At 64.6% G+C, this 25,591-nt stretch carries 29 protein-coding genes and 2 riboswitches; of the genes, 17 read left to right on the top strand and 12 right to left on the bottom strand.

The features are described from left to right. Positions 1-32: 32 nt before the first annotated feature. The 5 genes from PP1Y_RS19980 to PP1Y_RS19960 all read right to left on the bottom strand — a co-directional run bounded on the left by PP1Y_RS19980 (position 33) and on the right by PP1Y_RS19960 (position 4,132). Complete coding sequence (locus tag PP1Y_RS19980; RefSeq protein WP_013833835.1) at positions 33-1,205, bottom strand: CCA tRNA nucleotidyltransferase; 1,173 nt, start codon at positions 1,203-1,205, stop codon at positions 33-35. Then, the gene (locus PP1Y_RS19975; RefSeq protein ID WP_013833834.1) at positions 1,198-1,803 is read right to left on the bottom strand and encodes a CoA pyrophosphatase; all 606 of its coding nucleotides are present in this window, start codon (positions 1,801-1,803) and stop codon (positions 1,198-1,200) included. The genes PP1Y_RS19980 and PP1Y_RS19975 overlap by 8 nt, the downstream gene beginning before the upstream one ends. Then, positions 1,800-2,345 carry a DUF1285 domain-containing protein gene (locus tag PP1Y_RS19970; protein ID WP_013833833.1) on the bottom strand — a complete coding sequence of 182 codons (546 nt, stop codon included), beginning with the start codon at positions 2,343-2,345 and terminating at the stop codon, positions 1,800-1,802. Before PP1Y_RS19970 ends, PP1Y_RS19975 begins: the two co-directional genes overlap by 4 nt. A gap of 64 nt (positions 2,346-2,409) precedes the next feature. Continuing rightward, positions 2,410-2,958, bottom strand: coding sequence for a GNAT family N-acetyltransferase (locus tag PP1Y_RS19965; protein WP_173364735.1), 549 nt, complete (start codon positions 2,956-2,958; stop codon positions 2,410-2,412). A gap of 13 nt (positions 2,959-2,971) precedes the next feature. After that, positions 2,972-4,132 (bottom strand): PQQ-dependent sugar dehydrogenase, encoded by a 1,161-nt coding sequence (locus PP1Y_RS19960; protein ID WP_013833831.1) that lies wholly within the window; start codon positions 4,130-4,132, stop codon positions 2,972-2,974. Here PP1Y_RS19960 and PP1Y_RS19955 point away from each other — a divergent pair. Continuing rightward, positions 4,131-4,766, top strand: coding sequence for a ribonuclease HII (locus PP1Y_RS19955; RefSeq protein WP_013833830.1), 636 nt, complete (start codon positions 4,131-4,133; stop codon positions 4,764-4,766). The two genes, PP1Y_RS19960 and PP1Y_RS19955, sit on opposite strands and share 2 nt — an antisense overlap. A 7-nt stretch (positions 4,767-4,773) precedes the next feature. Here PP1Y_RS19955 and PP1Y_RS19950 read toward each other — a convergent pair whose 3' ends face one another. Beyond that, entirely contained in the window at positions 4,774-5,475 is a 702-nt protein-coding gene (locus PP1Y_RS19950) for a sulfotransferase family protein (protein ID WP_013833829.1), read from the bottom strand. Positions 5,476-5,763: 288 nt separating this feature from the next. Between PP1Y_RS19950 and PP1Y_RS19945 the strand changes: the two genes are divergently transcribed. Then, positions 5,764-6,897, top strand: a complete 1,134-nt coding sequence (locus PP1Y_RS19945) for a site-specific DNA-methyltransferase (RefSeq protein WP_013833827.1) — start codon at positions 5,764-5,766, stop codon at positions 6,895-6,897. A 75-nt stretch (positions 6,898-6,972) separates the two neighbouring features. Then, positions 6,973-8,082, top strand: a complete 1,110-nt coding sequence (gene folP, locus PP1Y_RS19940; protein WP_013833826.1) for a dihydropteroate synthase — start codon at positions 6,973-6,975, stop codon at positions 8,080-8,082. 31 nt (positions 8,083-8,113) lie between these two features. Here the strand turns inward: folP and PP1Y_RS19935 are convergent, their stop codons facing one another. Both PP1Y_RS19935 and PP1Y_RS19930 read right to left on the bottom strand, forming a co-directional pair. Next, positions 8,114-8,869, bottom strand: coding sequence for an SDR family NAD(P)-dependent oxidoreductase (locus PP1Y_RS19935; RefSeq protein WP_013833825.1), 756 nt, complete (start codon positions 8,867-8,869; stop codon positions 8,114-8,116). A gap of 129 nt (positions 8,870-8,998) precedes the next feature. Beyond that, positions 8,999-10,423 (bottom strand): sigma-54 dependent transcriptional regulator, encoded by a 1,425-nt coding sequence (locus PP1Y_RS19930; protein WP_013833824.1) that lies wholly within the window; start codon positions 10,421-10,423, stop codon positions 8,999-9,001. 214 nt (positions 10,424-10,637) lie between these two features. Between PP1Y_RS19930 and PP1Y_RS25490 the strand changes: the two genes are divergently transcribed. The 12 genes from PP1Y_RS25490 (at position 10,638) to PP1Y_RS19875 (ending at position 21,818) form a co-directional block, all read left to right on the top strand. After that, entirely contained in the window at positions 10,638-10,760 is a 123-nt protein-coding gene (locus tag PP1Y_RS25490) for an aa3-type cytochrome c oxidase subunit IV (protein WP_083835230.1), read from the top strand. 7 nt (positions 10,761-10,767) lie between these two features. Beyond that, the gene (locus tag PP1Y_RS19925) at positions 10,768-11,901 is read left to right on the top strand and encodes an NAD(P) transhydrogenase subunit alpha (protein ID WP_013833823.1); all 1,134 of its coding nucleotides are present in this window, start codon (positions 10,768-10,770) and stop codon (positions 11,899-11,901) included. 14 nt (positions 11,902-11,915) lie between these two features. Further along, positions 11,916-12,221 (top strand): NAD(P) transhydrogenase subunit alpha, encoded by a 306-nt coding sequence (locus tag PP1Y_RS19920; RefSeq protein WP_007015028.1) that lies wholly within the window; start codon positions 11,916-11,918, stop codon positions 12,219-12,221. Next, a complete protein-coding gene (locus PP1Y_RS19915) occupies positions 12,221-13,645 on the top strand; it encodes an NAD(P)(+) transhydrogenase (Re/Si-specific) subunit beta (RefSeq protein ID WP_013833822.1) in 1,425 nt (474 codons plus the stop codon). Before PP1Y_RS19920 ends, PP1Y_RS19915 begins: the two co-directional genes overlap by 1 nt. Before the next feature lie 16 nt (positions 13,646-13,661). Further along, positions 13,662-13,979: a hypothetical protein gene (locus PP1Y_RS19910; RefSeq protein ID WP_041559032.1), complete on the top strand. Its 318-nt coding sequence runs from the start codon at positions 13,662-13,664 to the stop codon at positions 13,977-13,979. 50 nt (positions 13,980-14,029) lie between these two features. Then, complete coding sequence (locus tag PP1Y_RS19905) at positions 14,030-15,190, top strand: deoxyguanosinetriphosphate triphosphohydrolase (protein WP_013833821.1); 1,161 nt, start codon at positions 14,030-14,032, stop codon at positions 15,188-15,190. Continuing rightward, on the top strand, positions 15,183-15,905 hold the full coding sequence (locus PP1Y_RS19900) for an NAD(P)H-binding protein (RefSeq protein WP_013833820.1): 723 nt from the start codon (positions 15,183-15,185) through the stop codon (positions 15,903-15,905). Before PP1Y_RS19905 ends, PP1Y_RS19900 begins: the two co-directional genes overlap by 8 nt. Before the next feature lie 63 nt (positions 15,906-15,968). Then, a riboswitch (glycine riboswitch) is annotated at positions 15,969-16,082 on the top strand. After that, positions 16,083-16,203: riboswitch (glycine riboswitch) on the top strand. A gap of 36 nt (positions 16,204-16,239) precedes the next feature. After that, on the top strand, positions 16,240-17,397 hold the full coding sequence (gene gcvT, locus PP1Y_RS19895) for a glycine cleavage system aminomethyltransferase GcvT (protein ID WP_148275022.1): 1,158 nt from the start codon (positions 16,240-16,242) through the stop codon (positions 17,395-17,397). A gap of 13 nt (positions 17,398-17,410) precedes the next feature. Next, positions 17,411-17,782, top strand: a complete 372-nt coding sequence (gene gcvH, locus PP1Y_RS19890; RefSeq protein ID WP_007015034.1) for a glycine cleavage system protein GcvH — start codon at positions 17,411-17,413, stop codon at positions 17,780-17,782. A 31-nt stretch (positions 17,783-17,813) separates the two neighbouring features. Further along, positions 17,814-19,184, top strand: coding sequence for an aminomethyl-transferring glycine dehydrogenase subunit GcvPA (gene gcvPA / locus PP1Y_RS19885; RefSeq protein WP_013833818.1), 1,371 nt, complete (start codon positions 17,814-17,816; stop codon positions 19,182-19,184). Continuing rightward, the gene (gene gcvPB, locus PP1Y_RS19880) at positions 19,181-20,785 is read left to right on the top strand and encodes an aminomethyl-transferring glycine dehydrogenase subunit GcvPB (RefSeq protein ID WP_013833817.1); all 1,605 of its coding nucleotides are present in this window, start codon (positions 19,181-19,183) and stop codon (positions 20,783-20,785) included. The genes gcvPA and gcvPB overlap by 4 nt, the downstream gene beginning before the upstream one ends. A 25-nt stretch (positions 20,786-20,810) precedes the next feature. Beyond that, entirely contained in the window at positions 20,811-21,818 is a 1,008-nt protein-coding gene (locus tag PP1Y_RS19875) for a bile acid:sodium symporter family protein (protein ID WP_041559031.1), read from the top strand. Between the two features lie 4 nt (positions 21,819-21,822). Here the strand turns inward: PP1Y_RS19875 and PP1Y_RS26170 are convergent, their stop codons facing one another. The 3 genes from PP1Y_RS26170 to PP1Y_RS19865 all read right to left on the bottom strand — a co-directional run bounded on the left by PP1Y_RS26170 (position 21,823) and on the right by PP1Y_RS19865 (position 23,258). Beyond that, positions 21,823-21,951 carry an entericidin A/B family lipoprotein gene (locus tag PP1Y_RS26170; protein WP_079729625.1) on the bottom strand — a complete coding sequence of 43 codons (129 nt, stop codon included), beginning with the start codon at positions 21,949-21,951 and terminating at the stop codon, positions 21,823-21,825. A 165-nt stretch (positions 21,952-22,116) separates the two neighbouring features. Then, positions 22,117-22,248 (bottom strand): entericidin A/B family lipoprotein, encoded by a 132-nt coding sequence (locus tag PP1Y_RS19870; RefSeq protein ID WP_007015039.1) that lies wholly within the window; start codon positions 22,246-22,248, stop codon positions 22,117-22,119. Positions 22,249-22,316: 68 nt separating this feature from the next. Continuing rightward, positions 22,317-23,258, bottom strand: a complete 942-nt coding sequence (locus tag PP1Y_RS19865; protein WP_013833815.1) for a DMT family transporter — start codon at positions 23,256-23,258, stop codon at positions 22,317-22,319. A gap of 45 nt (positions 23,259-23,303) precedes the next feature. Between PP1Y_RS19865 and PP1Y_RS19860 the strand changes: the two genes are divergently transcribed. Beyond that, positions 23,304-23,513 (top strand): hypothetical protein, encoded by a 210-nt coding sequence (locus tag PP1Y_RS19860; protein WP_041559030.1) that lies wholly within the window; start codon positions 23,304-23,306, stop codon positions 23,511-23,513. A 71-nt stretch (positions 23,514-23,584) separates the two neighbouring features. Here the strand turns inward: PP1Y_RS19860 and PP1Y_RS19855 are convergent, their stop codons facing one another. Beyond that, a complete protein-coding gene (locus tag PP1Y_RS19855) occupies positions 23,585-25,111 on the bottom strand; it encodes a CpaF family protein (RefSeq protein ID WP_086000019.1) in 1,527 nt (508 codons plus the stop codon). A 191-nt stretch (positions 25,112-25,302) separates the two neighbouring features. Here PP1Y_RS19855 and PP1Y_RS26410 point away from each other — a divergent pair, with 191 nt between their 5' ends. Then, on the top strand, positions 25,303-25,581 hold the full coding sequence (locus PP1Y_RS26410) for an HNH endonuclease (protein ID WP_083835229.1): 279 nt from the start codon (positions 25,303-25,305) through the stop codon (positions 25,579-25,581). Positions 25,582-25,591 lie beyond the last annotated feature (10 nt).

The raw sequence follows: 25,591 nt of genomic DNA, 5'->3' as shown, positions 1-25,591 counted from the left end.
GCCTGGCGCTGACTGAGATGCGGTCACAGGCTTCAGGCGGCGCGGCCGGCAAGTTCCGCATCGAGCAGGGCATCGACCCGGGCCTTGTCGGGGAAGCCCTCCGCGATCCAGCGGTCCTCCACGCTGCGCAGGATGCGCGCCACCTCGGGCCCGGCGCCGACACCCTTGCCGACGATTTCGCCGCCCTTTAGCGGGAACTGCGGGATAACCCAGTGATCCAGCGATGACGCATCGGCGCCGGCGATCAGGAGACGATCGAGCGCCCCTTCGATGCCGAGGCGATAGGCAAGGGCGCGCGGCTCGACAGGCTCGTCCGTGCGTGCGGCGGCTGTGGCAAGACGCTTCTTCTGGGCGCCCGAGAGGCGAAAGCGCGATGCCACCTGTTCTGCCAGCGAGACTTGTGCCGGAAGCAGGGCCGCCAGCCGCCTTAGCGCATCGGGAGCGATGCCCTGGCTCCTCTCGGCAGTGACAAGCGCCGTGAGGGCCTCGGGATCGGCCTCGGGCAAGATGACGGCAAGGACGCCCAGTTCGGCCATGCGGCGCAGGGTCGGTGAGGGGTCGGCCAGGCCGAGCAGGTTCATTGTCTCCATGCCGATCCGCTCGCGCGAGAGGCCCTTGAGTGTAGCTGCCAGCTCGGCGCAAGCTTCTTCCGCTTGCCGATCAGCAGGTTGCGACCCGAACCTGGCCTGGAAACGGAAGTAGCGCAGGATGCGCAAGTGATCCTCGCGGATGCGCTGGCGGGCATCGCCGATGAAGCGGACGGTGCGCTGCCTGAGGTCGTGAAGACCACCGAAGAAGTCGAAGATCTCGCCGCTTTCGGGATCGGCGTAAAGCGCGTTAATGGTGAAGTCGCGCCGTGCCGCGTCGTCGCGCCATTCGCTGGCGAAAGCCACGGTGGCGCGCCGCCCATCGGTGCTGACGTCATGGCGCAAGGTCGTGATCTCGACCGGACCGCCGGGCAGGACTGCCGTTACGGTACCATGCTCGATGCCGGTGGGCACGTTGCGGATGCCTGCATCGTCGAGTCGGGCGATGACGTCCTGAGGCAGGAGCGTCGTTGCCATGTCGATGTCCTTGACCGGCAGGTCCAGCAATTCGTCACGCACCGCGCCGCCGACGAAGCGGGCATTGTCGCGGCCAAGTACCTCGACCAGTTGCGCGATATCGGCACGCCGCATCCATTCGGCGGCGAGACGGTCAGTCATTCCAGTTCAGCCTGTAGGAGAGATTGTGAAGAATCGCGCCGGTCACGCCCCAGATGCGATGATCCTGCCCGCGTTCGGACCAGACGATTTCGACGAACTTGTGCGTGCGGTTTTCGTATTCCACGGTTCGCGTCTGCTGGTTGGCCGGATCGAGAACGAAGTCGACAGGGACCTCGAACCACTGTGCCACTTCGGCGGGGTTGGGCCTGATCTCCATGTCGGGTGGCACGACGCCGACCACCGGGGTAATCTCATAGCCGCTTCCGGTGCGGTAGAGATCGCTGGAGCCGACCACGCGCACTTTGCCGGGATCGATGCCCAGTTCCTCGTTGGCTTCGCGCAGCGCCGCCTGCACGGCCGTCTCGCCCGGATCTATGCGTCCACCGGGAAAGGCGATCTGGCCGGGATGGGCGCGCATCGTCGAGGGACGATGAAGCAGGAGAATGCCGGGCCGCTCGCGCTCGGTGATCGCGATCAGTACAGCGGCAGGCTTGAACTCTTCGATGTGGACGATGCGCGGGTCGTTCCACAGCCGCGACGGCGTGCCGACGTGGCCACGCTCGAACCGGCGCGAGACCTGCTCGAACAGCACGCTCATGCCGGGATCAACGAGAAGGTCGCGCCGCCGCTGGTCACCGCTAGCTCGTCTTGCTCCAGCGCGATCTCAACCAGCTGCGCATAAGTGCTGCGATTGAGCCGGGCCTCGGTGCCATTGCGCACGCCCAGGTAGAGCGCAGGCGTATCGGGATCGCCGTGGCTGCGGATGGGATGATCGGGGCCGGCGATGACAAGATCGTCGGTGTTCAGCCGAAAGGCGATGTCGCTTCCTTCGCGCTTGAGGTCGACGGCGATGAAGGCCGCGTCCTCGACCTCGATGCTCAGCTTCTGGCTCGGCGTGATGAGCCAGTGCTGCCCGTCCTCGTTGCGCGTCAGCAGCGAGGCGAAGGCGCGCACCATGGCCGGGCGGCGGATCGCGCTGCCTTCATGATACCAGCGCCCGTCGGACGCGATGCGCATGTGGCTGTCTTCGATAAGCGACGGCTTCCATTGCGAGACGGGCGGCAGCTTGCGGGCTGCCACCAGCTCGGCAATTTCGGCCAGCGAGAGGCCGGAAAGTTCGGGAGGCGGTTCGTATGGCATCGTCGTGCGATGCCAGATAGGGCTTTTCGCGCCAAGGTCCAGTCGGCGCAGATCCGGGGATCGATCAGCGCAGCCAGGGGCCGAGCATGCCGCGTGCCGGAAGAACCGCCGGGTTCTCGCAGCGCACCAGCAGTCGGCGGGGGTCGAACGGGCCGGGCAGGTCCCAGCCGGCGGTGCCTTCGTTCGAGAAGCCCCAGAAGCGGCCATAGTATTCCGGATCGCCGACCATGACCTGCGGCAGCGGCGCGCGGCCGTCGATGCATGCCATGCTCGCCGACATCAGCGCCTTGCCGTAGCCCATGTTCTGAAGCTCGGGCAGCACTGCCACCGGGCCGACCATGATCATCGGATGCGCTCGGCCGTCGGGGTCGGTCAGCGCGACCGGCCAGCACTGGATCGAGCCGACCAGCATCTCGCTGGAATCGAGCGCGGCGAAGCTCAGCGCCGGGAGCCAGTCCACGCCGTCACGCACCTTGTAGGCGGTGCGTTTGTGTCGCTCGGGTTCGAACGCGCGGTCGAGCAGGGCCTCGACGAGGGCGGGTTCGACATTGTCGAGCGGGATGATGGTGGCACTATCGGACATGGCGCGCGCCGATAGGAGCGACGCGGCCATTTGTCGATTCAATTCACTTCGTGACCGGGCTCAGTTTCAGCAATTTGCCGGAATCGCGCTGTCTGCCGTCCTCCAGCAGCCAGATCGTGCCGTCCGGGGCCTGCTCGATTTCGCGAATGCGCTTGTCGAAGGAATAGCGCGCTTCCTCGAATCCCTTGTCGCCATCGATCCGCACCCGCACGATGCCGGGGTCGACCATGGCAGCGATCAGGGCCTGGCCCCGCCAGGCCGGGAAGGCCTCGCCGGTGTAGAAGATGAAGTCGCCCGGCGCGATCACCGGGTTCCAGCTGATTGCGGGCGCAGCCAGGTCGGGCCGCGTATCGTGGCGCGGGATCGGCCTGCCGTCATAGTGGTCGCCGTTGGAGACGAGGGGCCAGCCGTAATTGCGTCCCGGCTCGACGAGGTTCAGCTCATCCCCGCCAGCCGGACCGTGTTCAAGGTCCCAAAGCCGCCCTTGGGAATCGTAGGCAAGGCCGAGCACGTTGCGGTGCCCGTAGGACCAGATCTGGTTGGTCGGCGCGCCCTTGTCCGCCCATGGATTGCCGGGGGCAGGGGAGCCGTCGGGCAGGAGCCGCACGATGGAGCCGAGGTTGTTGGTCAGGTCCTGCGCGGGAGTGAATTTCTGACGTTCGCCGGAACTGACGAAAAGGAACTGCCCATCGGGCGAGAAGGCGAGCCGGTGGGAGAAATGGCCGCGGCCGGTGACCTTGAGGCTCTGGCGCCAGATCACCTTGAGGCCATCCAGCGTGCAGGCGGTTTCTTCCGGGCAGGAAAGCGTGGCCCTGCCGACAGCCGCGCCGCGCGTGTCGCCTTTTCCCGCTTCGGCCCAGCTGAAGTAGATTTCTCGTCCGTCCAGCGTGGGGCCGCTCTGTCCCGGTGCAAAGATCACGTCGCCCAGGCCACCCTGTCCGCCGTAGTCGACTTTTGGCAGGCCGGTGACCCGGCCCATCCGGCCATCGGCCAGGCGCAGGCGCATGGTCCCGGCCTTTTCGGTGACCAGCAGCGCGCCTGTGGGTTCGTCGAAGTCCATCGCCCACGGTTCCTCGAACTGCCCCATTTCCTCGATCGTGAAAGGGCGCTCGCCTTGTGCACTATCCCCGGTTGCGGCCGCGCCGCAGCTTGCGAGGGACAAGGGGAGAAGGGATAGCGTGGCAAGCACGTTTCGAATGAGCATGGACACCTGCGTGAGTAAGTTGGTCTCGGGAACAGTCCGCAGCGGCGGTATCGTCATCGGTGTCGACGAAGCCGGTCGCGGTCCACTTGCCGGTCCGGTTGTGGCCGGAGCCGTCCTGCTATGCAAGCCGCGCCCGTCAGGGCTCGACGATTCCAAGAAGCTCTCGAAGGCCAGAAGGTTGCAACTCGAGGAAGTAATCAAACGGCGGTGCCAGTGGGCTGTCGGCGTGGTCGATGTCGAGGAGATCGACCGGCTCAATATTTTCGGCGCGACGATGCTGGCGATGACGCGCGCGGTGGCCGCGCTGTGCGACAATATCGGCACAGAGCCGGACGAAGTGCTGGTCGACGGCAACATGACGCCGCATGGCCGGCGCGAGGAATGGCGCTGGAAGGCGCGGGCGATCGTCGGAGGCGATGCGCTGGAGCCATGCATTTCCGCCGCCTCGATCATTGCCAAGGAACACCGCGACGCGATCATGCGGGGACTTGCGGCGGTCCACCCCCAATACGGGTGGGAGCGCAATGCCGGATATGGCACAGCCGAACATCTCGAAGCCTTGCGTCGACACGGCCCGACCGCTCACCACCGTCGCAGCTTTGCGCCGGTAGCCCAGCTGGAAATGCGGCTCTAGCGCGGCCTCACGCGGACGGGTGCCCAAAGGCCTTGGTTTGCATTGCGCTGGCGTAGCCGCGTGCAGCCGCTTCGGCTTCTTCGGGCGTCATCTCCGCTTTGCGCACCAGCCCGCTTTCTTCCATGTCCTTGCTGGTGTTGACCAAAGGATAGGGCTCGTCCGGCACAGGGACCTCGAGGAATTCGCAGAGGCCTTCCCAGCCTTCGCCAAGTCGATGGACCAGAAGGCGTTCGGGCGGAAGCGCCGCGATCACTTCGGCCTCCCATCCGCGGAAGTATTCGACCATGAAATCGTGGTCGTCGATCCGATCGCCGAAGGGTTCGAAGATCGCAGGTTTCAGGGCCTTGTCGAATGGTGGCTCGCTAAACTTCGCCTGATTGCCGGGAGAGAGGATCGTGCGGGAGACCGATCGGAACCAGTCGTCCGCATCGCGGGTCGAGAGGATGACCTTGGCCTGCGGATAGTAGGTGGCCAGTTCGCGCCAGTAGCTGCAAGTCGGGTAATCCACCGTCGAGGCAAATCCGTCGAAGATGGTGTCCCAGTCCGGATTGCCCGCCGTGACGTTCATCCACAGCGGGATTTGGTGACGTGCATCGGACATGATCTCGATCATGTGGAAGCAAGGGCCGAAGCCCAGATGTTCCAACGCGAGCTTGAGTGACAGCGTGCCGGTGCGGCCCAGTCCCGCGCCAATGACTTTCAGTGCCATGTCGGTCGCCTTCCCGTGGTTCGACAGGGAGCGAACATACTGTGCGGATGGGCGGGTAACAATTTTTTATCCACGAATCCGGCGAGTCGCAGCCACCATATCTAGAGTCGCGGGGCGTCTGGCAGACTCAATATGCGGTGTCGGATTCGTTTTGTTCTCCTGTTCCAATTCCTGAATCGGCAGGAGTCTCCACGAGTCGCGACTTGACGGCGAGTCCGGAAAGACTCAGTTTACGGCCTTTCCACAGCTGATTTGCGGCTGAATTGCACAAGGGACTTCGGAACGGCCATGGGGCAGGTACTCGTCAAGGAAAGAATTCGTGCGCGCGCGCCTGCGCCGACGCCGAAGGAACTGCTGCCGCTGGGTCAGATCATTCCCGGTGACTGCATCGAGGCGATGCGTACCATTCCCGATGCCTCGGTGGACATGGTCTTCGCCGATCCGCCGTACAACCTGCAGCTGGGAGGCGATCTTTCGCGACCGGATGGCAGCCACGTCGATGCCGTGACCGACGACTGGGACAAGTTCTCCAGCTTCGCCGCCTATGACAAGTTTACGCGAGACTGGCTCACCGAAGCGCGCCGCGTGCTCAAGCCGGAAGGCTCGCTGTGGGTGATCGGTTCGTACCACAACATCTTCCGCCTCGGCGCGATCATGCAGGACATGGGCTTCTGGATCCTCAACGACATCGTGTGGCGCAAGGCCAACCCGATGCCGAATTTCAAGGGGACCCGCTTCACCAACGCGCACGAGACGCTGATCTGGGCCTCGATGGGCGAGAAGTCGAAGTACACCTTCAATTACCGCGCGATGAAAACGCTCAACGACGAACTGCAGATGCGTTCGGACTGGGTGCTGCCGATTTGCGGCGGGCAGGAGCGGCTCAAGAAAGGTGGCCGCAAGGTTCACCCGACGCAGAAGCCCGAAGCGCTGCTCTACCGCGTGATGCTGGCGACGACCAACAAGGGCGACGTGGTGCTCGACCCGTTCTTCGGTACCGGCACCACCGGCGCTGTCGCCAAGCGCCTGGGCCGCGACTGGATCGGTTGCGAGCGGGAATCCGACTATCGCGATGCGGCCATGGAACGCATCGAGATGGCGCTGGAACTCGACGAGTCGGCGCTCAAGACGATGCAGTCCAAGCGCAGTGCACCCAAGGTTGCCTTCGGAACGCTGGTCGAAACCGGCTGGATTGCGCCGGGCACGCAGATCTTCGACAAGAAGCGCCGTTTCGCAGCTACCGTGCGCGCCGACGGTTCGCTCGTCGCGGGCGATGCCAACGGCTCGATCCATGGCGTGGGTGCCCAGCTTCAGGGCGCGCCCTCGTGCAATGGCTGGACGTACTGGCATCTTGAGCATGAAGGCGAGATCAAGCCGCTGGACTCGATCCGCCAGCTCTACCTGCTTGCCACCGAGCCGTGATCCGCACTTTCGTCTGACGATATCGCCGTGCTGAAACGTGTTCAGCATGGCTCCGCAAGTGGCTAAGGGGGCGGCATGACCAAGCAACTCTACATCCGCCCCATCGCCCTTGCCGACAACCCGCAGAGCGAGGATGGCGAGGCCGTCCGGCTGGGGGGCTCGATGGCCTGGGCCAGCCGCTTTGCGGTCATCGTGCGTGAGAACGGCAAGGTCCTCTCGCGCACCCGCGCCTCGGTTGCCGAGATGCCCGGCGTCATGGCGCAGCTCCCCGCCGAGCTGGGCGCGCAAGCCGAGACGCAGTGGGCGAACCTGCGCAAGGTGCATGCGCCGCTGCAGTGCGGCCAGCGCACGATCCGGCTCGATCAACCGCAGGTCATGGGCATTCTCAACATCACGCCGGACAGTTTCTCGGACGGCGGCGAGTTCATGGACAAGCCTGAGATCGCCCTGGACCACGCCTCGGCGATGCTCGAGGCCGGGGCGGCGATCATCGACGTGGGCGGTGAGTCCACCCGGCCCGGCGCTGCCGCAGTCTGGGAAGGCGACGAGATCAAGCGCGTGGTCCCGATGGTCGAGCGACTGTCGGCAATGGGCGCGGCGATCAGCGTCGACACCCGCCGACCCGCGGTGTGGGACGCCAGCCATGAAGCCGGCGCGCATATCTTCAACGATGTTTCGGCGCTGCGCTACGATCCGCGCAGCCTTGACCTTGCCGCCAGCTCCGGCGCGCCGGTGGTGCTCATGCACGCTCCGGGCAACGGCGAGGACCTCCATGCGACCGGCGATTATGCCGATGTCGTTCTCGACGTCTTCGACTGGCTTGGCGATGCCCGCGACAGGGCGGTTGCCGCAGGGATCGCGGCGGAGAAGATCCTGCTCGATCCGGGTATCGGCTTTGGCAAGACCCTGGCCGAGAACCTTGCGCTGATGAATGCCCTGCCGCTGTACCACGGGCTCGGCCAACCGCTGCTGGTGGGGGCGAGCCGCAAGCGCATGATCGGCGCGCTGTCGAGTGAAGCGCCGGCGCATGAGCGGCTCGGTGGTTCATTGACCCTTGCGCTCAAGGCACTGGACGCGGGAGTGCAGGTCCTTCGCGTGCACGACGTGCGCGAGACGGTTCAGGCGGCGCGCGTCTGGCGGGGCCTGCGCGATGCAGCGCTGACGGATTTCTCGCAGCTCGCTTGAGCCGCTCCAGCGGCGAGGCACCAGACCTGGCCTAGAGGCTGTACCCGCCATCGCTCACCAGCACGGCACCGGTAATCGTCGCTGCCGCATCCGACAGCAGAAACGCGATCTGTTCGGCGATCTCCTCGCTCCGCGCGAAACGGCCGAGCGGGGTGGCCAGTTCGCCCATCGCGGCAATCGCCGCCGCGCGGTTGCCATGCTGTTTCACGAAGTCGTCGAACATTGGCACTTGGTCCCAGACGGGCGTGTCGACCCCGCCGGGCGCGATGGCGTTGACGCGGATCTTCTTGGCGGCGCCTTCCCTGGCTGCAACTTTGGCGAGCTGGATGACGCCGGCCTTGCTCACGCCATAGGCAGCGGTTCCCGGCTCGGCCTTGATGCCGCTTACCGAGGCGGTGAGGACGATGCTGCCACCAGAGGGCTGCATCGCCCGCATGGCGCATTGCAGCGAAAGGAACATGCCTTCCAGATTGGTCGAGAGGACACTGCGCCAGCTCTCGAGGTCGAGATCGACGATAGCGGCGCTGTCGGCTCGTCCGGCATTGAGAATGGCGCAGTCGAGCCGGTCGATGCCTGCCGCCACATCGCTCCACAAAGCGGGATCGGCGACATCGCCGTGATGCCGGAATGTCTCGCAATCGGCGCAAAGCGCGGCAAGGGCCTGTTCGTCCTTGTCGACGAGAATCAGGCGGGAGACGCCTTGCGCGCAAAGGTGGTGGGCGCACGCAGCGCCGATGCCGGATGCCGCGCCGGTAATGAGCGCGGTCTTGCCTTCGAAACGGGGCATGGAATTTCCTTCACATGACATGGTCCGCACGGCACGAATGCCGCGTCGCAGGGGAACAGTCCGCCGGGGCGGTGTCACTGGACCAAGTCAGGAAACTCCTTGAATGCGTGAACCGGTAATATGGCCCGCTCAGGCGGCGTTGTCGATCCCGAGTTCGCTGAGCTTGCGATAGAGCGTGGACCTGCCGATGCCGAGCCGTCTGGCGACTTCGGTCATGCGTCCACGATAGTGCCCGATGGCGAGGCGGATCACGTCGGCCTCGATGTCTTCCAGCGGTCGCAGGTTGCCGTCGGGGGTGTAGAGCATGACCCCGGAGCTTTCCTGCATCGGGTTCCCGGCCACTGTGGATGGACCTGTGCCCAGTATGTTGAGAAGCTGTGGAAAATCTTCCGATGTCAATGCGTCGCCGTCACAGAAAACCGCCGCGCGGAACAGCACGGCCTGAAGCTGGCGGACGTTGCCCGGCCAGTCGTAGGCGGCCAGAAGCGACAGGGCTCCATCGGTGATGCCCAGTTCGCGCAGGCCCGGCTGTTCGCCGATGCGGGCGAGAAAGAAGCGGGTGAGTGCAGGAATGTCGCCGGTCCGCTCGCGCAGCGGCGGTAATTCGACCTTTGTCGGCGAGAGGACTTCGAGCAGTTCGGGCAGGAAGTGGCCCTGGCTGACGAGGTCCTGAAGCGGCAGGTTACTGGCAGCGATGATCCGCACATCGATGCGGAACGAGTGCTGCGCGCCGATCGGGCGAACGTCGTGGCGGCGCAGCGATTCCAACAGGCGTTCCTGCACCGAGAGCGGCAGGCGGTCGACTTCGTCAATCGCCAGCGTGGCCCCGTCGCAATGCTGCAGTGCGCCTACCTGACGGTCGAACGCGCCGGGAAAGGCACCTTTCTCATGGCCGAACAGGGCCGATTCCACCGAGTTTCCGGCGAGGCCCGCGATATTGACGATGCGCAGCGGCATTTTTGCGCGCGGGCTGGCTGCATGCATGGCGCGGATAAGCAGTTCCTTGCCGGATCCGCTTTCGCCCTCGATCAGGACATGGCCGTGTCCGCGTGCGGCCTTGGCGGCGACAGCCAGCGCCTTGCGGAAGTTGGGCGAAGCGCCGATCATCGATTCGAAATCGGGACTGGACGGCATCTTCTCGGTCAGCGGCGCCAGTTCGTCGCGCGGTGTTTCGCGGGTCGTGGCCGAGCGCAGCGCATGCATGAGACGGTCGGGCGCGACCGGCTTGACGAGATAATCCGTGGCGCCTGCGCGCATGGCTTCCACCGCGAGGAGCGGGGAAGTGCTGGCGGTCAGCATCAGGATCGGCAGGGCCGGACGGCGCGATTTCAGCTCTGAAATGAGTGAGCAGGCATCGTCGCCCGGAACCCACTGGTCCAGGATGATGGCCGAAAGCTGCATGCCCTGGCGCGTGCCCAGCGTGGCGATAGCGGTTTCCGCATCGCGAGCGATGATCGTGCGCCAGCCTTCGCGTCCGGCGAGGGCCGAGATCAGCCGGCTTTGCGCCGGTTCATCATCGATAAGCATGAGTAGGCGCTGTTCGAGATCCGCCATTTGCCTGCCTTGTACCAAGCCCTTGCTGTGTGTTGCGAAAGTCTTAGGGCAATCAGGTAAAGACGGTATTAAGCGTGTAATGTCTCATTGCGGGCCGCCTGGGTCGCCCTTGGCAGAAGTGTCAGGTCGGTTCGCTTCGTGCTTGAGTGCAGTGCAGCATGCAGCTAGAGCTAGCGCCAGTAATCACAAGAACCAATACTTGGGGAACGATATCATGGCTTCGGGCAATGACATGCGCGCTGCGCAGGAAACCTACAACAGCTTCATCAAGGCGGCCACCTGGGGAACCGGGATCTGCATCGCCGTCGTGGCGGTCGTCGTCGGCCTGATCGCCTGATCTGACTGTGCCACAGAGCCAGCGGATCGCGGTCCTCAAAGAGACCGCGGAGGGGGAGACGCGCGTCTCGGCATCGCCCGAGACCGTGAAAAAGCTCGCGGCTCTCGGCGCCGAAGTGGCGGTCGAGACCGCTGCGGGCGCTGTGGCCAATTTTTCCGACGAGGAATACAGGAACGCCGGGGCGCAAGTCGGCCCGGCGTCCGAAGTGCTGTCCGGCGCTGACATCGTCTTCGGTGTCCAGGGGCCCGAACCGGCTGCGCTTGCGGGCGTCAAGCCGGGCGCATGGGTCGTTGCCATCATGGATCCGTTCGGTCAGCGCGAGCGTGTCGAGGCCTATGCAGCGGCAGGGCTCGAAGCGCTGTCGATGGAATTCATGCCGCGCATTACCCGCGCGCAGTCGATGGACGTCCTGTCCTCGCAGTCGAACCTGGCCGGATACAAGGCGGTGATTGCCGCTGCCGATACTTACGGCCGCGCCTTTCCGATGATGATGACGGCAGCCGGCACGGTCAGCGCTGCCAAGGTCTTCGTCATGGGCGTGGGCGTTGCCGGGCTGCAGGCGATCGCCACCGCGCGTCGTCTCGGCGCGCAGGTTTCGGCGACCGACGTACGCGCAGCGACGAGGGAGCAGATCCTCTCGCTGGGCGCAAAGCCGATCTTCGTCGAGAACGTCGCCGGGATCGAGGGCGAGGGCAGCGGCGGCTATGCCACCGAGATGTCCGAGGAATACCAGAAGGCGCAGGCCGAACTGGTCTCCAGCCACATCGCGAAGCAGGACATCGTCGTCACGACCGCGCTCATTCCCGGCCGCGCCGCACCGCGGCTGATATCCGATGCGCAGATCGCGACGATGAAGCCGGGCAGCGTCATTTTCGACCTCGCCGTCGCGCAAGGCGGCAATGTCGAGGGCTCCATGCCCGACCGGATCGTGGAAAAGCACGGGGTGAAGATAATGGGCTATTCCAATACGCCCGCGCACCTGCCTGCCGATGCGTCCGCGCTCTACGCCCGCAACTTGTTCAATTTCCTCTCGGCCTTCTGGGACAAGGAGCAGGGTCGACCCGTGCTCGACGAGGAAATCGGTGACGCGATCCGCCTGACGCAGGGTGGCAAGGTCGTCAATCCACGCCTACTGGCCTGAGGGGGGCCACGACGATGGACTTCATTTCGATCCTTTCGATCTTCGTAATGGCCTGCTTCGTGGGTTACTACGTCGTCTGGTCGGTTACGCCGGCCCTGCACACGCCGCTGATGGCGGTGACCAATGCCATTTCTTCCGTGATCGTCGTCGGTGCGCTGGTTGCCAGCGCTGCCGCGGGAAGCCCGCTGGCCAAGTGGCTGGGGCTGGGTGCGGTCGTGCTTGCCAGCGTCAACATCTTCGGTGGCTTCGCTGTCACCGAACGCATGCTGGCCATGTACAAGAAGAAGGACAAGCCGGCAGCAAAGGGGGATAGCAAGTAATGGAAGCCCATGCGGTAAACCCGTGGGTGGCCGTCGCCTATCTCGTTGCAGGCGTCTGCTTCATCCTGGCCCTTCGCGGGCTTTCCTCGCCGGCGACATCCCGCAAGGGCAATCGCTATGGCATGTTCGGCATGCTCATCGCCGTCGTCACGACGCTGATGACCCATGACGTCGCCAGTCTGCCCGAGATCGTGGGTGCCATCGTCATTGGCGGCGGCGTCGGCTTCGTCATTGCCCGGCGTATTCAGATGACCGCGATGCCGCAGCTCGTTGCGGCGTTCCACTCGCTTGTCGGCCTGGCCGCCGTGCTCGTGGCCGTGGCGGCATTTCTCAACCCTGGCGCTTTCGGCATCCTCGGCGATGATGGCAATATCCTGACCGTCAGCCGTATCGAGATGGCGCTGGGCGCTGCCATCGGCGCGATCACCTTCTCCGGTTCGGTGATCGCCTTTGCCAAGCTCAACGGGAACATGTCGGGCGCGCCGATCATGCTGCCCGCTCGTCATGTCATCAATCTGGGCACGCTGGTGCTCATCCTCGTGCTGACGGCGCTGTTCACCAACTCCGGGCAGGCAGGCCCGGGCGAGAACGTGCTGTTCTGGATCGTCGTTGCCCTGTCGTTCGCGATCGGCTTCCTGCTGATCATCCCGATCGGCGGCGCGGACATGCCGGTTGTCGTCTCGATGCTCAACTCGTACTCGGGCTGGGCCGCGGCGGCGATGGGCTTCACGCTGCACAACACCGCGATGATCATCACCGGTGCGCTCGTGGGTTCCTCGGGTGCGATCCTCTCCTACATCATGTGCAAGGCGATGAACCGCAGCTTCATCTCGGTGATCGCAGGCGGCTTCGGTGCCGATGCCGGCGGCGCGGGAGAGGGCGGCGCCAAGGAGCAGCGTCCGTGGAAACGCGGCTCGGCCGAGGACGCGGCCTTCCTGATGAAGGAAGCCGAGAACGTCATCATCATCCCGGGTTACGGCATGGCCGTAGCCCAGGCCCAGCATGCCCTGCGCGAGATGGGCGACCTGCTCAAGGAGCATGGCGTCAACGTGAAGTATGCGATTCACCCGGTTGCCGGGCGCATGCCGGGCCACATGAACGTCCTGCTTGCCGAAGCCAGTGTGCCTTACGATGAGGTTTTCGAACTCGAGGACATCAACAGCGAGTTCGCGCAGGCTGATGTGGCCTTCATCATCGGCGCCAACGATGTCGTCAATCCGGCGGCCAAGACCGACAAGTCCTCGCCGATCTACGGCATGCCGGTATTCGACGTCGACAAGGCCAAGACGATCTTCTTCATCAAGCGCTCGATGGGCGGACAGGGCTATGCCGGCGTCGACAACGACGTCTTCTACATGGACCAGACCATGATGCTGCTCGCCGATGCGAAGAAGATGGTCGAAGAGATCGTCAAGGCGCTCTAGGCCAGGTCATCCGGTCATGATGAAGATGGTGAAGCGGGCGCTGATGCTCGTCGGCATTCTGGCCCTGCTGGCTGTGTCCGCTCACCTTTACGCAGGCTGGCGCGTCCGCGCGGCCTTGCTCGACGCAGGGATGTCGGCCCGGGTGTCGACCTGCATGGCCAGGCGCATGGTCCGGCAACTGAGCTTCGTGCAGTTGCAGAAGCTACAGGCCTTGGAAGGCGACAAGCCGACCCCGGGCGCCTGGCTGCGGGCGCTGCGCGAAGTGGACGACCCGAAGGTCATTTTGGTCACGACGGCCTCGGCGGCCTTGTGCAAGGTGGGGATTGCTCGCTAGGGCGGCGAAGACGATCCAGTTCCGACAGCCGATCCGGGAAAGACCTGCGCTTGACCCTAGCCCCCTATGCTTCGAACCCAGCCCGTTCGCGCGGACGCGAATTTCCGATGGAAAATGCTGTGGCCCGAGGGCCGCGCAGTGCCTACCAGCGCGACCGCGACCGGATCATCCATTCAATCGCCTTTCGCCGCCTGCGCTACAAGACCCAGGTCTTCATCGCACCTGACGGGGACCATTACCGGGTTCGCCTGACCCACAGCCTCGAGGTCGCTCAGATCGCGCGCGTGATCGCCCGCACGCTCGGGCTCGACGAGGACCTGACCGAAGCGCTGGCGCTGGCGCATGACATCGGCCATCCGCCTTTCGGTCATGCCGGGGAGGAGGCGCTCGACAGCGCGCTCCACAAGGCCGGCGGCTTCGATCACAATGCCCATTGCCTGCGCACGCTGATGCGCATCGACAGCCCCTATTGCGAGCATGACGGGCTCAACCTCACCTGGGAGACGCTCGAAGGGCTGGCCAAGCACAATGGACCGGTGACCGCTCCCAACTGGGCCCTGAGCGAACTTGACGCCGCCTATGGGCTGGAACTTGGCACTTATGCCTCGCTGGAGGCGCAGGTCGCCGCGCTTTCCGACGACATCGCCTATGACAACCACGATATCGACGACGGCCTGCGGGCGGGCTTTCTCGATCTCGACGAACTGCTCGCCCATCCCTTTGTCGCCGAACACTGGGTCGAAGTCGAAAGGCGCTATCCCGGTGTGCCGCGCGAACGGCAACTGGCGGAACTGATCCGCAGCCAGATCGGCTTTATGGTCAACGACCTGATTGCCGAGACGCAGCAGCGCCTTGTCGGCGTGGGCAGCGTCGATGAAGTGCGCGGCGCTGATCGGCCGCTCGTCGCCTTCTCGGCCGAACTGGCCGAGGCCGAGCGGGGCTTCAAGCGCTTCATGTACGACAAGCTCTATTACCATCCCGAGCAGATCGAGACCGCGCGCCGTGCGCGTGCGGTGCTGGCGGAGCTGTACTCCGCCTATTCGCAGCAGCCGGTGCTGATGGAGGAAAGCTGGATCGATACGATGCCACGGCACGAGCCCGAGCGCAGCCGGCACATCGCCGACTATATCGCCGGCATGACCGACCGCTACGCGATCACCTGCCACGCGCAGATCTATGGGCGCACGCCTGAGGGGCTGCGCAATGTCTGACCTGTTCGATGTGCTGAAGCGGGGCGAGGAGCCTTCGCTTCCGGCACATCGCATCTGCCTCGTCGGGGCGAGCGGCCTGATCGGTACGGCAGTGCTGGACGAGAGCGTCGGGCGCTCCGACATGCGCGTCGTCAGCGTCGCCCGCCGCGAATTCCCGCTGCCGCTGGGTGCGCGGACCGAAGTTCTCGTGGGCTTGCCGGATGACTGGTCGGCAATGATCGGCGCGGCCCGCGCCGACGTACTCGTCTGTGCACTGGGCACGACGATCAAGGCTGCCGGCAGCCAGGCGGCCTTTCGCGCCGTAGATCACGATCTCGTCGTCGAAGTCGCGCAGGCCGCGCGCACTGCCGGTGTCGATCACATGATCGCAGTGTCCTCCGCCGGTGCCGACCGGTCGAGCCGCAATTTCTACCTGCGCACCAAGGGAGAGACGGAAGAGGACCTGGGCAAGCTAGGCTTTCGCCGCCTCGATATCCTGCGCCCGGGGCTCTTGCGCGGCCATCGGGCGGAGAAGCGCAAGCTTGAAGGTGCAGGCCAGTTGATAGCCCCCTTCGCCGACATGCTGGTGCTTCACGGCAAGTGGAGGAAATACCGCTCGGTGCGTGCCTCGACCGTGGCGCGGGCGATTTTCGCACTCGTGCAGGAGAAGGTCCAGGGCCGCTTCGTGCACGACTTCGATTCGATGCGTCGGGTCCTGCGGCGGGCAGGGGATTAATACTGCATCGCAGCGTGAGGGGCGTTGACTTGCGACTGAGGCTCTTTCAAGGGTGGTCGCGTCGCTGACAGCGCGGGAGAGACCTGCCGATTCGGCCCCTTGAACGGGACGGAAATGGCAGGCGCCGAAGGAGCAACCGCCCCGGAATCTCTCAGGCAAAAGGACCGCGCCAGTCGATAGTGACGCTCTGGAAAGTGCCCCGTCCGTTTCGGGCGTGGCCGCCGAAGGTGTAAGCCCGGATACCCTGCTGCAGGGTGCCGGGGCAAAGCTCTCAGGCTTCCGTGACAGAGGGGGCACCTGAAAACGGTGTGCCATTGCTGTGCGGAGCTATGCCTTGAGCGAATTAGTGAATCCCCAAGACGAACAGGACCTCGAGCCGATCGAGCCCTTGCTGCTGCCGCTCGACGCGTGGCACCGCGAGAAGGGCGGGCGCATGGTCGAGTTCGCCGGCTACATGATGCCCGTCCAGTACGAAGGCATCATGGCCGAACACCTCTGGACCCGCGAGAGCGCCGGATTGTTCGACGTCAGCCACATGGGCCAGCTCTACATCTGCCCGGCCGAAGATGCGCATGTGGATCTCGACGCGGCGCTTGAAGCAGCGCTGCCGATCGACCTTTCGACCCTGAAGACAGGATCGGTGCGCTATTCGCTCCTGCTCGACGATGAGGGCGGCATTCTCGACGACCTCATGGTCACCCGCTGGGATACGGGCTTCTATCTCGTCGTCAACGGCGCCACCAAGTGGGACGACATCGGTTCCTTGCGTGAACTTCTGCCTGACGAAGTGACGCTCAACCACCTCGACGACAGCGCATTGCTGGCGCTGCAGGGACCCAAGGCTTTCGCGGCGCTGGAACGTCACGCCAAGGGCGACACGCCGCTTTCGGCTCTCACCTTCATGAAGGGGGCCAGCTTCACGCTCGGCGGTGTCGATGCCTGGATCAGCCGTTCCGGCTACACTGGTGAGGACGGTTTCGAGATCTCCATTCCCGGCAAGGATGCCGCCCGGGTCGCAGACCTGCTTTGCGGCGAACCGGAAGTGAAACCGATCGGTCTTGGCGCGCGCGATTCCCTGCGTCTCGAAGCAGGGCTGCCGCTCTACGGCCACGACATGTCGCCCGATCACGGCGCGGTCGAGGCCGGGCTGATCTTCGGCATCAACAAGCGCCGCCGCAGCGGAGGCGGCTTTCCCGGCGCCGCGCGCGTCCAGCGCGACCTGGAGCAAGGAACCGCCCGCAAGCGCATTGGCCTGTCCCTCGAAGGCCGACAGGCAGCCCGCGAAGGCGCCAGGGTCCTTGCCGGCGATGTCGAGGTCGGCGTGGTGACTTCTGGCGGTTTCTCGCCCTCGCTGCAGCACCCGATCGCCATGGCCTACGTCGATGCGGTCCACGCCGCCGACGGTACGGCCCTTTCCATTGAAATCCGAGGCAAGCGGCTCGACGCCAAGGTCGTGCCCATGCCCTTCGTCCAACATCGCTACCATCGCTGAGGAGCTTGCCCAGATGACCCGTTATTTCACCGAAGACCACGAATGGATCGAAGTCGAGGGCGACACCGGCACGGTCGGGATCACCGACTATGCGCAGGGCCAGCTTGGCGACATCACTTTCGTTGAACTGCCGGACGCCGGGGCGACCGTCGCCAAGGGCGATTCCGTTTCGGTCGTCGATTCCGTGAAGGCGGCTTCGGACGTCTACACGCCGGTTTCGGGCACCGTTTCCGATGCCAATGGTGCGCTCGCCGATGAGCCGGAACTGGTCAACACCGATGCCGAAAAGGGTGGCTGGCTGTTCCGCATCACCCTGTCCGATCCAGCCGAACTCGAAGGTCTCATGGATGAGACCGCGTACAAGGCATTTGTCGAAACCCTCTGATTCTCTATTGAATCGTACGGAGTAACGCCCCTTGCGCTACCTGCCCCTGACCGATACCGATCGCGCCGCCATGCTGGACGTGATCGGCGCCGCCTCGGTCGACGATCTTTTCATCGACGTGCCATCCGAGGCGCGGCTTTCCGGCCCGGTCGAGGGGCTGCCCATGCATGCCAGCGAAATGGCCGTGGAACGGCACATGAGCGCGCTGGCGGGCAAGAACCTCAGCGCAGGATCGGCGCCGTTCTTCCTCGGGGCAGGGGCCTATCGCCACCATGTGCCGGCTTCTGTCGACCACATCATCCAGCGCGGTGAGTTCCTGACTGCCTATACGCCATATCAGCCGGAGATCGCGCAAGGCACGCTGCAGGTGCTCTTCGAGTTCCAGACCCAGGTCGCGCGCCTGTTCGGGACCGACATCGCCAATGCCTCGATGTACGACGGTTCGACCGCGTGCTGGGAGGCGATCCTGATGGCGGCGCGCATCACACGCAAGGACCGGGCGATCCTCTCCGGCGGCCTGCACCCGCATTATGGCGAAGTCGTGCGCACCATGGCGAAGTTCACCGAGGACGAGATCGCCTCGCTCGCTTGCGAACTCACGCGTGAGCCCGACGATGCGGCGGTGATCGCGGCGATCGACGAGAAGACCTCGTGCGTCGTCGTCCAGTATCCCGATATCCTGGGCCGAATTCCGGATCTGGCAGCGATCTCCGAAGCCGCCCACGCCAAGGGCGCGCTGGTCGTTGCCGTGGTGACCGAACCGGTCGCGCTGGGCATGATAGAGGCGCCGGGCAATCTCGGTGCGGACATCGTCGTGGGCGAAGGCCAGTCGCTGGGCGTCGGCTTGCAGTTCGGCGGGCCTTACCTCGGCCTGTTCGGCTGCCGCGAGAAATTCGTGCGACAGATGCCGGGCCGTCTTTGTGGCGAGACCGTCGATGCCGAGGGCAAGCGCGGCTTTGTGCTGACGCTCTCAACCCGCGAGCAGCACATTCGCCGGGAGAAGGCGACAAGCAATATCTGCACGAATTCCGGGCTTTGCGCCCTGGCCTTCAGTATTCACCTGACCCTGCTGGGTGGGAATGGCCTGGCCCAGCTGGCAGCAGTGAACCATGACCGCACGCAGGCGGTGGTGGAGCGCCTGACGCAGATCCCCGGCGTCTCGCTGCTCAACGATGCCTATTTCAACGAGGTCACGCTGGTACTGCCCGGCGATGCGCGCGAAGTGGTGCGCGAACTGGCCGACCGCAAGGTGCTTGGCGGCGTTTCGCTCGGCCGCCTGTTCCCCGCGCAGGAAGACCTGCACAAGGGCTTGCTGGTCGCGGCGACCGAGACGACCACCGACGACGATATCGAGACGCTTGCCACCGAACTGGCGGCTGTCCTGGAAGGAGTGCCGGCATGAGCGGCGTGAATGCGGCGGGCTGGCGTCCGACCATGGGCGGGGCGGGTGAAGCCTCGGAGAAATTCGTAACCTCCAGCGGCGATTACGGGCTGATGCTCGAGGAACCACTGAGCTTCGAACTGGGCGCGGAAGGCAAGTGCGGCGTCGATATCGACACGCCCGAGCGCGCGCCCGCGGCGGGACTGTCGAAGTTCCTGCGCAAGGCCGCGCCGGACCTGCCGGGCCTGACGGAGCCGGAAACGGTGCGTCACTACACGCGCCTGTCGCGCCAGAACTACGCCATCGACCTGGGGCCGTTCCCGCTCGGGTCGTGCACGATGAAGCACAACCCGCGTCTCAACGAGAAGATGGCACGCCTGCCGGGCTTTGCTGACGTTCACCCGCTGCAGCCGCAGAAGTCGGTCGAAGGTGCGCTCGAAGTGATCGAGCAGCTTGCCGACTGGCTCATCACGCTGACCGGCATGGCCTCGGTGGCGATGAGCCCCAAGGCCGGGGCGCATGGCGAGCTGTGCGGCCTGCTGTGCATTCGCGCCGCGCTCGATGCGCGCGGCGAGAAGCGCGACATCGTGCTCGTTCCGGAAAGCGCCCACGGCACGAACCCGGCGACGGCGGCTTTCGCCGGCTTCAAGGTGCAGTCGATCCCGGCAACGCCCGCGGGGCGCGTCGATCTTGAGGCGCTCAAGGCGAAGCTCGGGCCCAACGTCGCTGGGGTGATGATCACCAACCCGAACACCTGCGGCCTGTTCGAGCCCGACATGAAGGCGATTGCCGATGCCGTCCACGAGGCGGGCGGATACGTCTATTGCGATGGTGCGAACTTCAACGCGATCGTCGGCAAGGTGCGCCCGGGCGACCTCGGCGTCGATGCCATGCACATCAACCTGCACAAGACCTTCTCAACCCCGCACGGCGGCGGCGGTCCGGGTGCCGGTCCGGTGGTTCTGTCCGCGGCGCTGGCGCCCTTCGCGCCGCTGCCGTTCGTAACCCGCGGTCCTGACGGGGGCATCCACCTCGTTGAGGAAGAAAACCGGGGCGAGGGCCATAGCCGCGCATTCGGGCGCATGGTCGCCTTCCACGGCCAGATGGGCATGTTCACGCGCGCGCTGACCTACATCCTCAGCCACGGCGCCGACGGCCTGCGCCAGGTTGCCGAGGATGCGGTGCTCAATGCCAATTACGTCCTGCGTTCGTGCGAGGACCTGCTGCCTGCACCATTCGCCAAGAGCGGCCCGTGCATGCACGAGGCGCTGTTCAGCGATGCGGGGCTTGCCGATGGCTTCTCGACGCTGGACATCGCCAAGGGCCTGATCGACGAGGGATTCCACCCGATGACGGTCTACTTCCCGCTGGTGGTCAGGGGCGCGATGCTGGTCGAGCCCACCGAAACCGAGAGCAAGGCCGGTCTCGACCGGTTCATCGGTTCACTGCGCAGTCTGGCTAAGCGGGCGAAGGCGGGCGATGAAAGCCTGCACTCCGCACCGCATTTCGCACCCCGTCGCCGTCTTGACGAGACACAGGCAGCGCGTAAGCCCGTCCTCGCGTGGCAGGGTGCACCGGGTGAGCCGGGACAGCCCTCGCTGAGCGAGATTGGCGGGAGCTGACCCGCCCGACGGGGGGAGTGAAGAGATGATGGATCGGGTGACGAGGCTTTTCGCCTTGTGGACCGTGCTGGGCGTAACCTGGGCGTGGTTCGTGCCCGATCACTTCATCTGGGTTGCCGACGGGCGATTTGCGCCCTTCGGACAGCCGCTGATCAGCGTCATGCTCGGCGTGATCATGCTGGGCATGGGTATTACCCTGAGCTTCGATGACTTCCGCAGGGTCCTGGCAATGCCCTCGCAGGTGCTTGCGGGGGTCGTCCTGCAATTCACGATCATGCCGCTCGCCGGCTTCGCCATCGCCTGGGCTTTCGGATTGGAGGCGGGGCCTGCCGTGGGGCTGATCCTTGTGGCCTGCTGCCCCGGTGGCACGGCATCCAATGTCGTATGTTACCTCGCTCGCGCCAATGTCGCCCTGTCGGTCACGATGACGATGGTGTCGACCCTTGTAGCGATCGCCATGACGCCGTTGCTGACGGGTTGGCTGGCCGGGGTCTTCATCGAGATCGACCGCTGGAACCTGTTCCGGGGTATGATGACGGTGGTGCTCCTGCCGGTGATCGTCGGCGTCCTGATGAACCGCTATTTTCCGCGTGTGACGAAAGCGGCCAGCGCGGTGTCACCGGTCATTTCGGTGCTCTTCGTCGTTCTGATCGTCGCCGCCATCATCGCCAGATCGAAGTCGCTCATCGAATCCCATGCGAATGTGCTGCTGGCAGCGGTCTTTGCGCTGCACGCGGCCGGGTTCGGCCTCGGTTACGGCTTGAGCAGGTTGCTGGGCCTCCACGAATCCTCTGCACGAACCATCAGTGTCGAGGTGGGAATGCAGAACAGCGGGCTGGGCGCGAGCCTGGCATCGACACCTGCCTTTACGCGCCAGTTCGCCAATCCCATGCAAGCCGCGCTTGCACCTGTTCCGGCGGCCATTTCGGCCGTCCTGCATGTTCTGATCGGCAGTTTCCTGGCCTCGCTTTGGAGCCGCAGGCCAGGACGGGGGACTGCCGTCGTCGCGCCGGAGGCGACGGTCGAGGCCTGAGGCCTTAAGTTGCCTTGTCGACCGTATTTGCGGCCGATTCCAGATCCTGGCCCACACCGCGAACCGTGTTGCAGGCCGCTGCACCAAGGACGACAGTGCCAGCCAGAAGGGTAAGTACGAGCTTCCTGATCATTTCTGTTTCCTGTTGAGCGGGCGTGCTTTCCGTTCATCCGGAACCCGCTGAATCAGGATTTAGGCAGTACTGCAGCGGAAAGGAAGATCTCGCGTGTGATCGTGAACACAAGGGCAGAGCCGCTCGACTTGCGGGCGGGTCTGCCAATGTGTCAGGCAGCAGGTGTCAGTTGATCGCTTCGTCGCCGGCCTGACCGACCGATTCGATGTCCCGGCCGGCACCCTTCACGGTGTTGCAGGCAGTGGCGGTGAACAGGATGCCGCTAGCGGCGAGAGCGAGAACGAGTTTCTTGACCATCGGTATTTCCCTTTCAGCTTTCAAGCAATCCCGGGCCCGGGTTGATCAAGGGAACTCCCGGCGAGCGCTCATGTTCCCCGGGACCTTGGCGATGCTTCTTCGATGGACCCTTCGTCGAGAGCCGAAGTGGGAGAGATGTTGCGCGCAAGGAAGTGCTCGCGCCAGGTGATGATGAGCCCTGCGGTGATGATGATCGGGGCGCCCAGCCAGGTCATGGCCGGCGGCAGGTCCGAGAAGACCAGCCAGCCCCAGGCCGTGGACCAGATGAGCGAGGTGTAGTCCATCACCACGACAGTCGCGACCTGCCCGACGCGCAGCGATGCCGCGATCAGGAACTGCGCCAGCGTGCCGCTGGCTCCGATCGCGACGAGCAGCAGCCAGATGTGCGGTTCATGCGGCTGCGCGAAGAAGGGCAAGAGAATGGCGGTGAACAGCGCGCCGAACAATGAGAACCAGAAGACGCAGGCAATCGGTGCATCGGTACGCGCCAGATCGCGGATCTGGAAGCTGACGGTGGCGACGATGATGCCCGCCCCGATCCCGAAAAGCAGGCCGAGCAAGGGTATGTCGCTCTGGCCGGGCTGGGCGATGATGAGCACCCCTGCAAATCCCAGAGCCACCGCAGTCCAGCGCCACTTGCCCACAGTCTGGTGCAGGACGAGGGCGGTGATCAGCACTGCGAACAGGGGGGCGGTGAAGCCCAGCGTGGTCGCGATCGGCAGCGGCAGCAGCACCGCCGCGCCGACATTGCAGACCAGTCCTACGGTGCCGACAACGGCGCGGCCCGCATGGGCCTTGATGCGCCGGGTCGCGAGCAGGCCGATGCGGTCGGTTGCAAGCAGCCACGTGAACAGGATGGGTACGCTCATGGCCTGGCGCCAGAAAATCAATTCGGGCATGGAGACGCCGTGCTGGCCAGCGTACTTCACAAGCATGAACATCGTCGAGAGCATGACCATGGCGCCAACGCGCAGCCCGATGGCCAATAGGGGATGTTCAGCGTGGTGCACGGATCATCGCTTTAACTGGCGGCCGGATCAAGGCAAGGGCAGTCCATGAATGATTCGTTGCGTTTCCTTGCAACTGCGGGCGCAGTTGCCGCAATCATCGCCGCCGTCGCATGGATCGGCGACCGGCGACGGATGAAGCGGCGCAATCTCGACCGTGTGGGCTTCATGCCGTGGACCACGATCTTCTTCTGGTCGTTGCTGGCCGCCGTGCTGCTTCTCGGAATTTCAGGAAGGGCATTGCTCGGCGGGAACTAGGCCCAAGTGAAACGGCCCCGCTCTGCGTCAGAGCGAGGCCGCATCGATACGTCCAACTTGCGTTCGGCTTGTCAGAGACAGGCTTCCAGATAGGCCTGGTCAAAGCCGAACTGGCGCGCCTTTTCCAGCGTATAGGGGCGCAGGCCGGATGCGCGGAACTCGCCCAGGATCTTGCCGTCCTCGGTTTCGTCGAGGTATTCGAACTTGAAGAGTTCCTGGGTGACGATGACGTCGCCTTCCATGCCGATCACTTCGGTGATGTTGGTGGTGCGGCGCGAACCGTCGCGCAGGCGCTTCACCTGCACGATCAGGTCGACTGATTCGGCGATCTGGCGGCTGATGGCTTCCTTGGGGATCTTGATGTCGCCCATCAGGATCATGTTTTCCATACGGCCAAGGCATTCGCGCGGAGAGTTCGCGTGGAGGGTACACATCGAGCCGTCGTGGCCGGTGTTCATGGCGGCGAGCAGGTCGAAACACTCGGCGCCGCGAATTTCGCCCAGGATGATGCGGTCAGGTCGCATACGCAGGGCGTTCTTGACCAGATCGCCGATGGTGATTGCGCCCTGGCCTTCCAGGTTCGGCGGGCGGGTTTCGAGCGGCAGCCAGTGAGGCTGCTGCAGGCGAAGCTCGGCCGCGTCCTCGATGGTCAGAACGCGTTCGCCCGGATCGATCATCTTTGACAGCGCGTTGAGCATCGTCGTCTTGCCCGAGCCGGTGCCGCCCGAGATGACCACATTCATCCGGCAGGCGCCGGCGATCTTGAGGGCGGTCGCCATCTTCTCGCTCATCGAACCGAAGTCCTTGAGCATGTCGATGGTGATCGGCTTCTCGGAGAACTTGCGGATCGAGATGGCGGTGCCCCGCAGCGAGAGCGGCGGCACGATGACGTTGACGCGGCTGCCGTCCTTGAGGCGGGCGTCGGCCAGCGGCGTGGTCTGGTCGACGCGGCGGCCGACCTGGTTGACGATGCGCTGGGCGATCTGGAACAGGTGCTGCTCGTCGCGGAACTTGGTCTGCGCAAGCTGCAGCTTGCCCTTCTTTTCGATGTAGGTCTGGTTCGGACCGTTGACCATGATGTCCGAGACGTCGGGGTCGTTCAGCAGTTCTTCGAGCGGACCGAAGCCGAGCAGCTCGTCGATCAGAACCTTTTCCAGCGCGAACTGCTCGCGGCGGTTGAAGGTGATCTTCAGTTCGGCGAGCACTTCGATGATGATCGGGCGGAATTCTTCCGACAGCTCGTCCTTGGTCAGCGTCGCTGCCGCCTCTGGATCGACGCGCTCGAGCAGGCGCGGAAGGACCTGTTCCTTGATCTTGTGGATCGAGGCTTCGAATCCGTTCTGCTCGACCTGTTCGTGGACGGCATTGGCGCGGTCGGCGAGCCGCGACATCGCATCCTCGCGCATCGGCGGGACCGAGGGGCCCGCACCCGGCAGTGGAGGAAACTGGTCGCCGCCCGGCACGGGCGCACCACCAGGTGCCGGAGGAGGGGCCTTTTCCGCTGCCGAACCGCCCTTGATGGGCTTGGCCACGCCGAAGGCAGGACGGGCTCCCTGGCCCATGCCACCAATACCGTTCCGCCGCCCGAATGCGCTCATGAAACTTCCAACCCTGCCAGCGCCCGCATCATTGTTGCGGGCCTAATCCCTTGCGATGGGTTCGAAGATTAAGGTTGAAACTTTGATAACTTCCTAATGGTTCGCAAATCGATTGCGCGCCCGCGCGTAACCGTGGTCAGGCCCGATCCTGCCCTTGGCACGAAGGGAGGTTGAGCATTAGACTGACCTTGATGGCTTCGGATCCGCTTCAGTGCTGGCTGTGTGCTCGCCCTCTGGGACGGCGCGTGGAATGGCACCATCCGGTGCCCAGGAGCCGCGGCGGCAGGGAGACCGTGCCGGTTCATCCGATCTGCCACCGCACAATCCACGCAACCTTCAGCAATGCCGAACTCGCCCGCCATGGGCACGATGGTGAGGCGCTTCGATCGTCTCCCGCGATAGCGAGGTTCGTCGCGTGGGTGGAGCGCAAGCCTCCGGACTTTCACGCGCCGACCGCCCACAAGCGCTGACGGGCTGCGC

The sequence above is a fragment of the Novosphingobium sp. PP1Y genome, assembly GCF_000253255.1.
Lineage (GTDB): Bacteria > Pseudomonadota > Alphaproteobacteria > Sphingomonadales > Sphingomonadaceae > Novosphingobium.
Note: the sequence above shows the minus strand (reverse complement) of the source record. Positions and strands in the feature narration are given on the sequence as shown.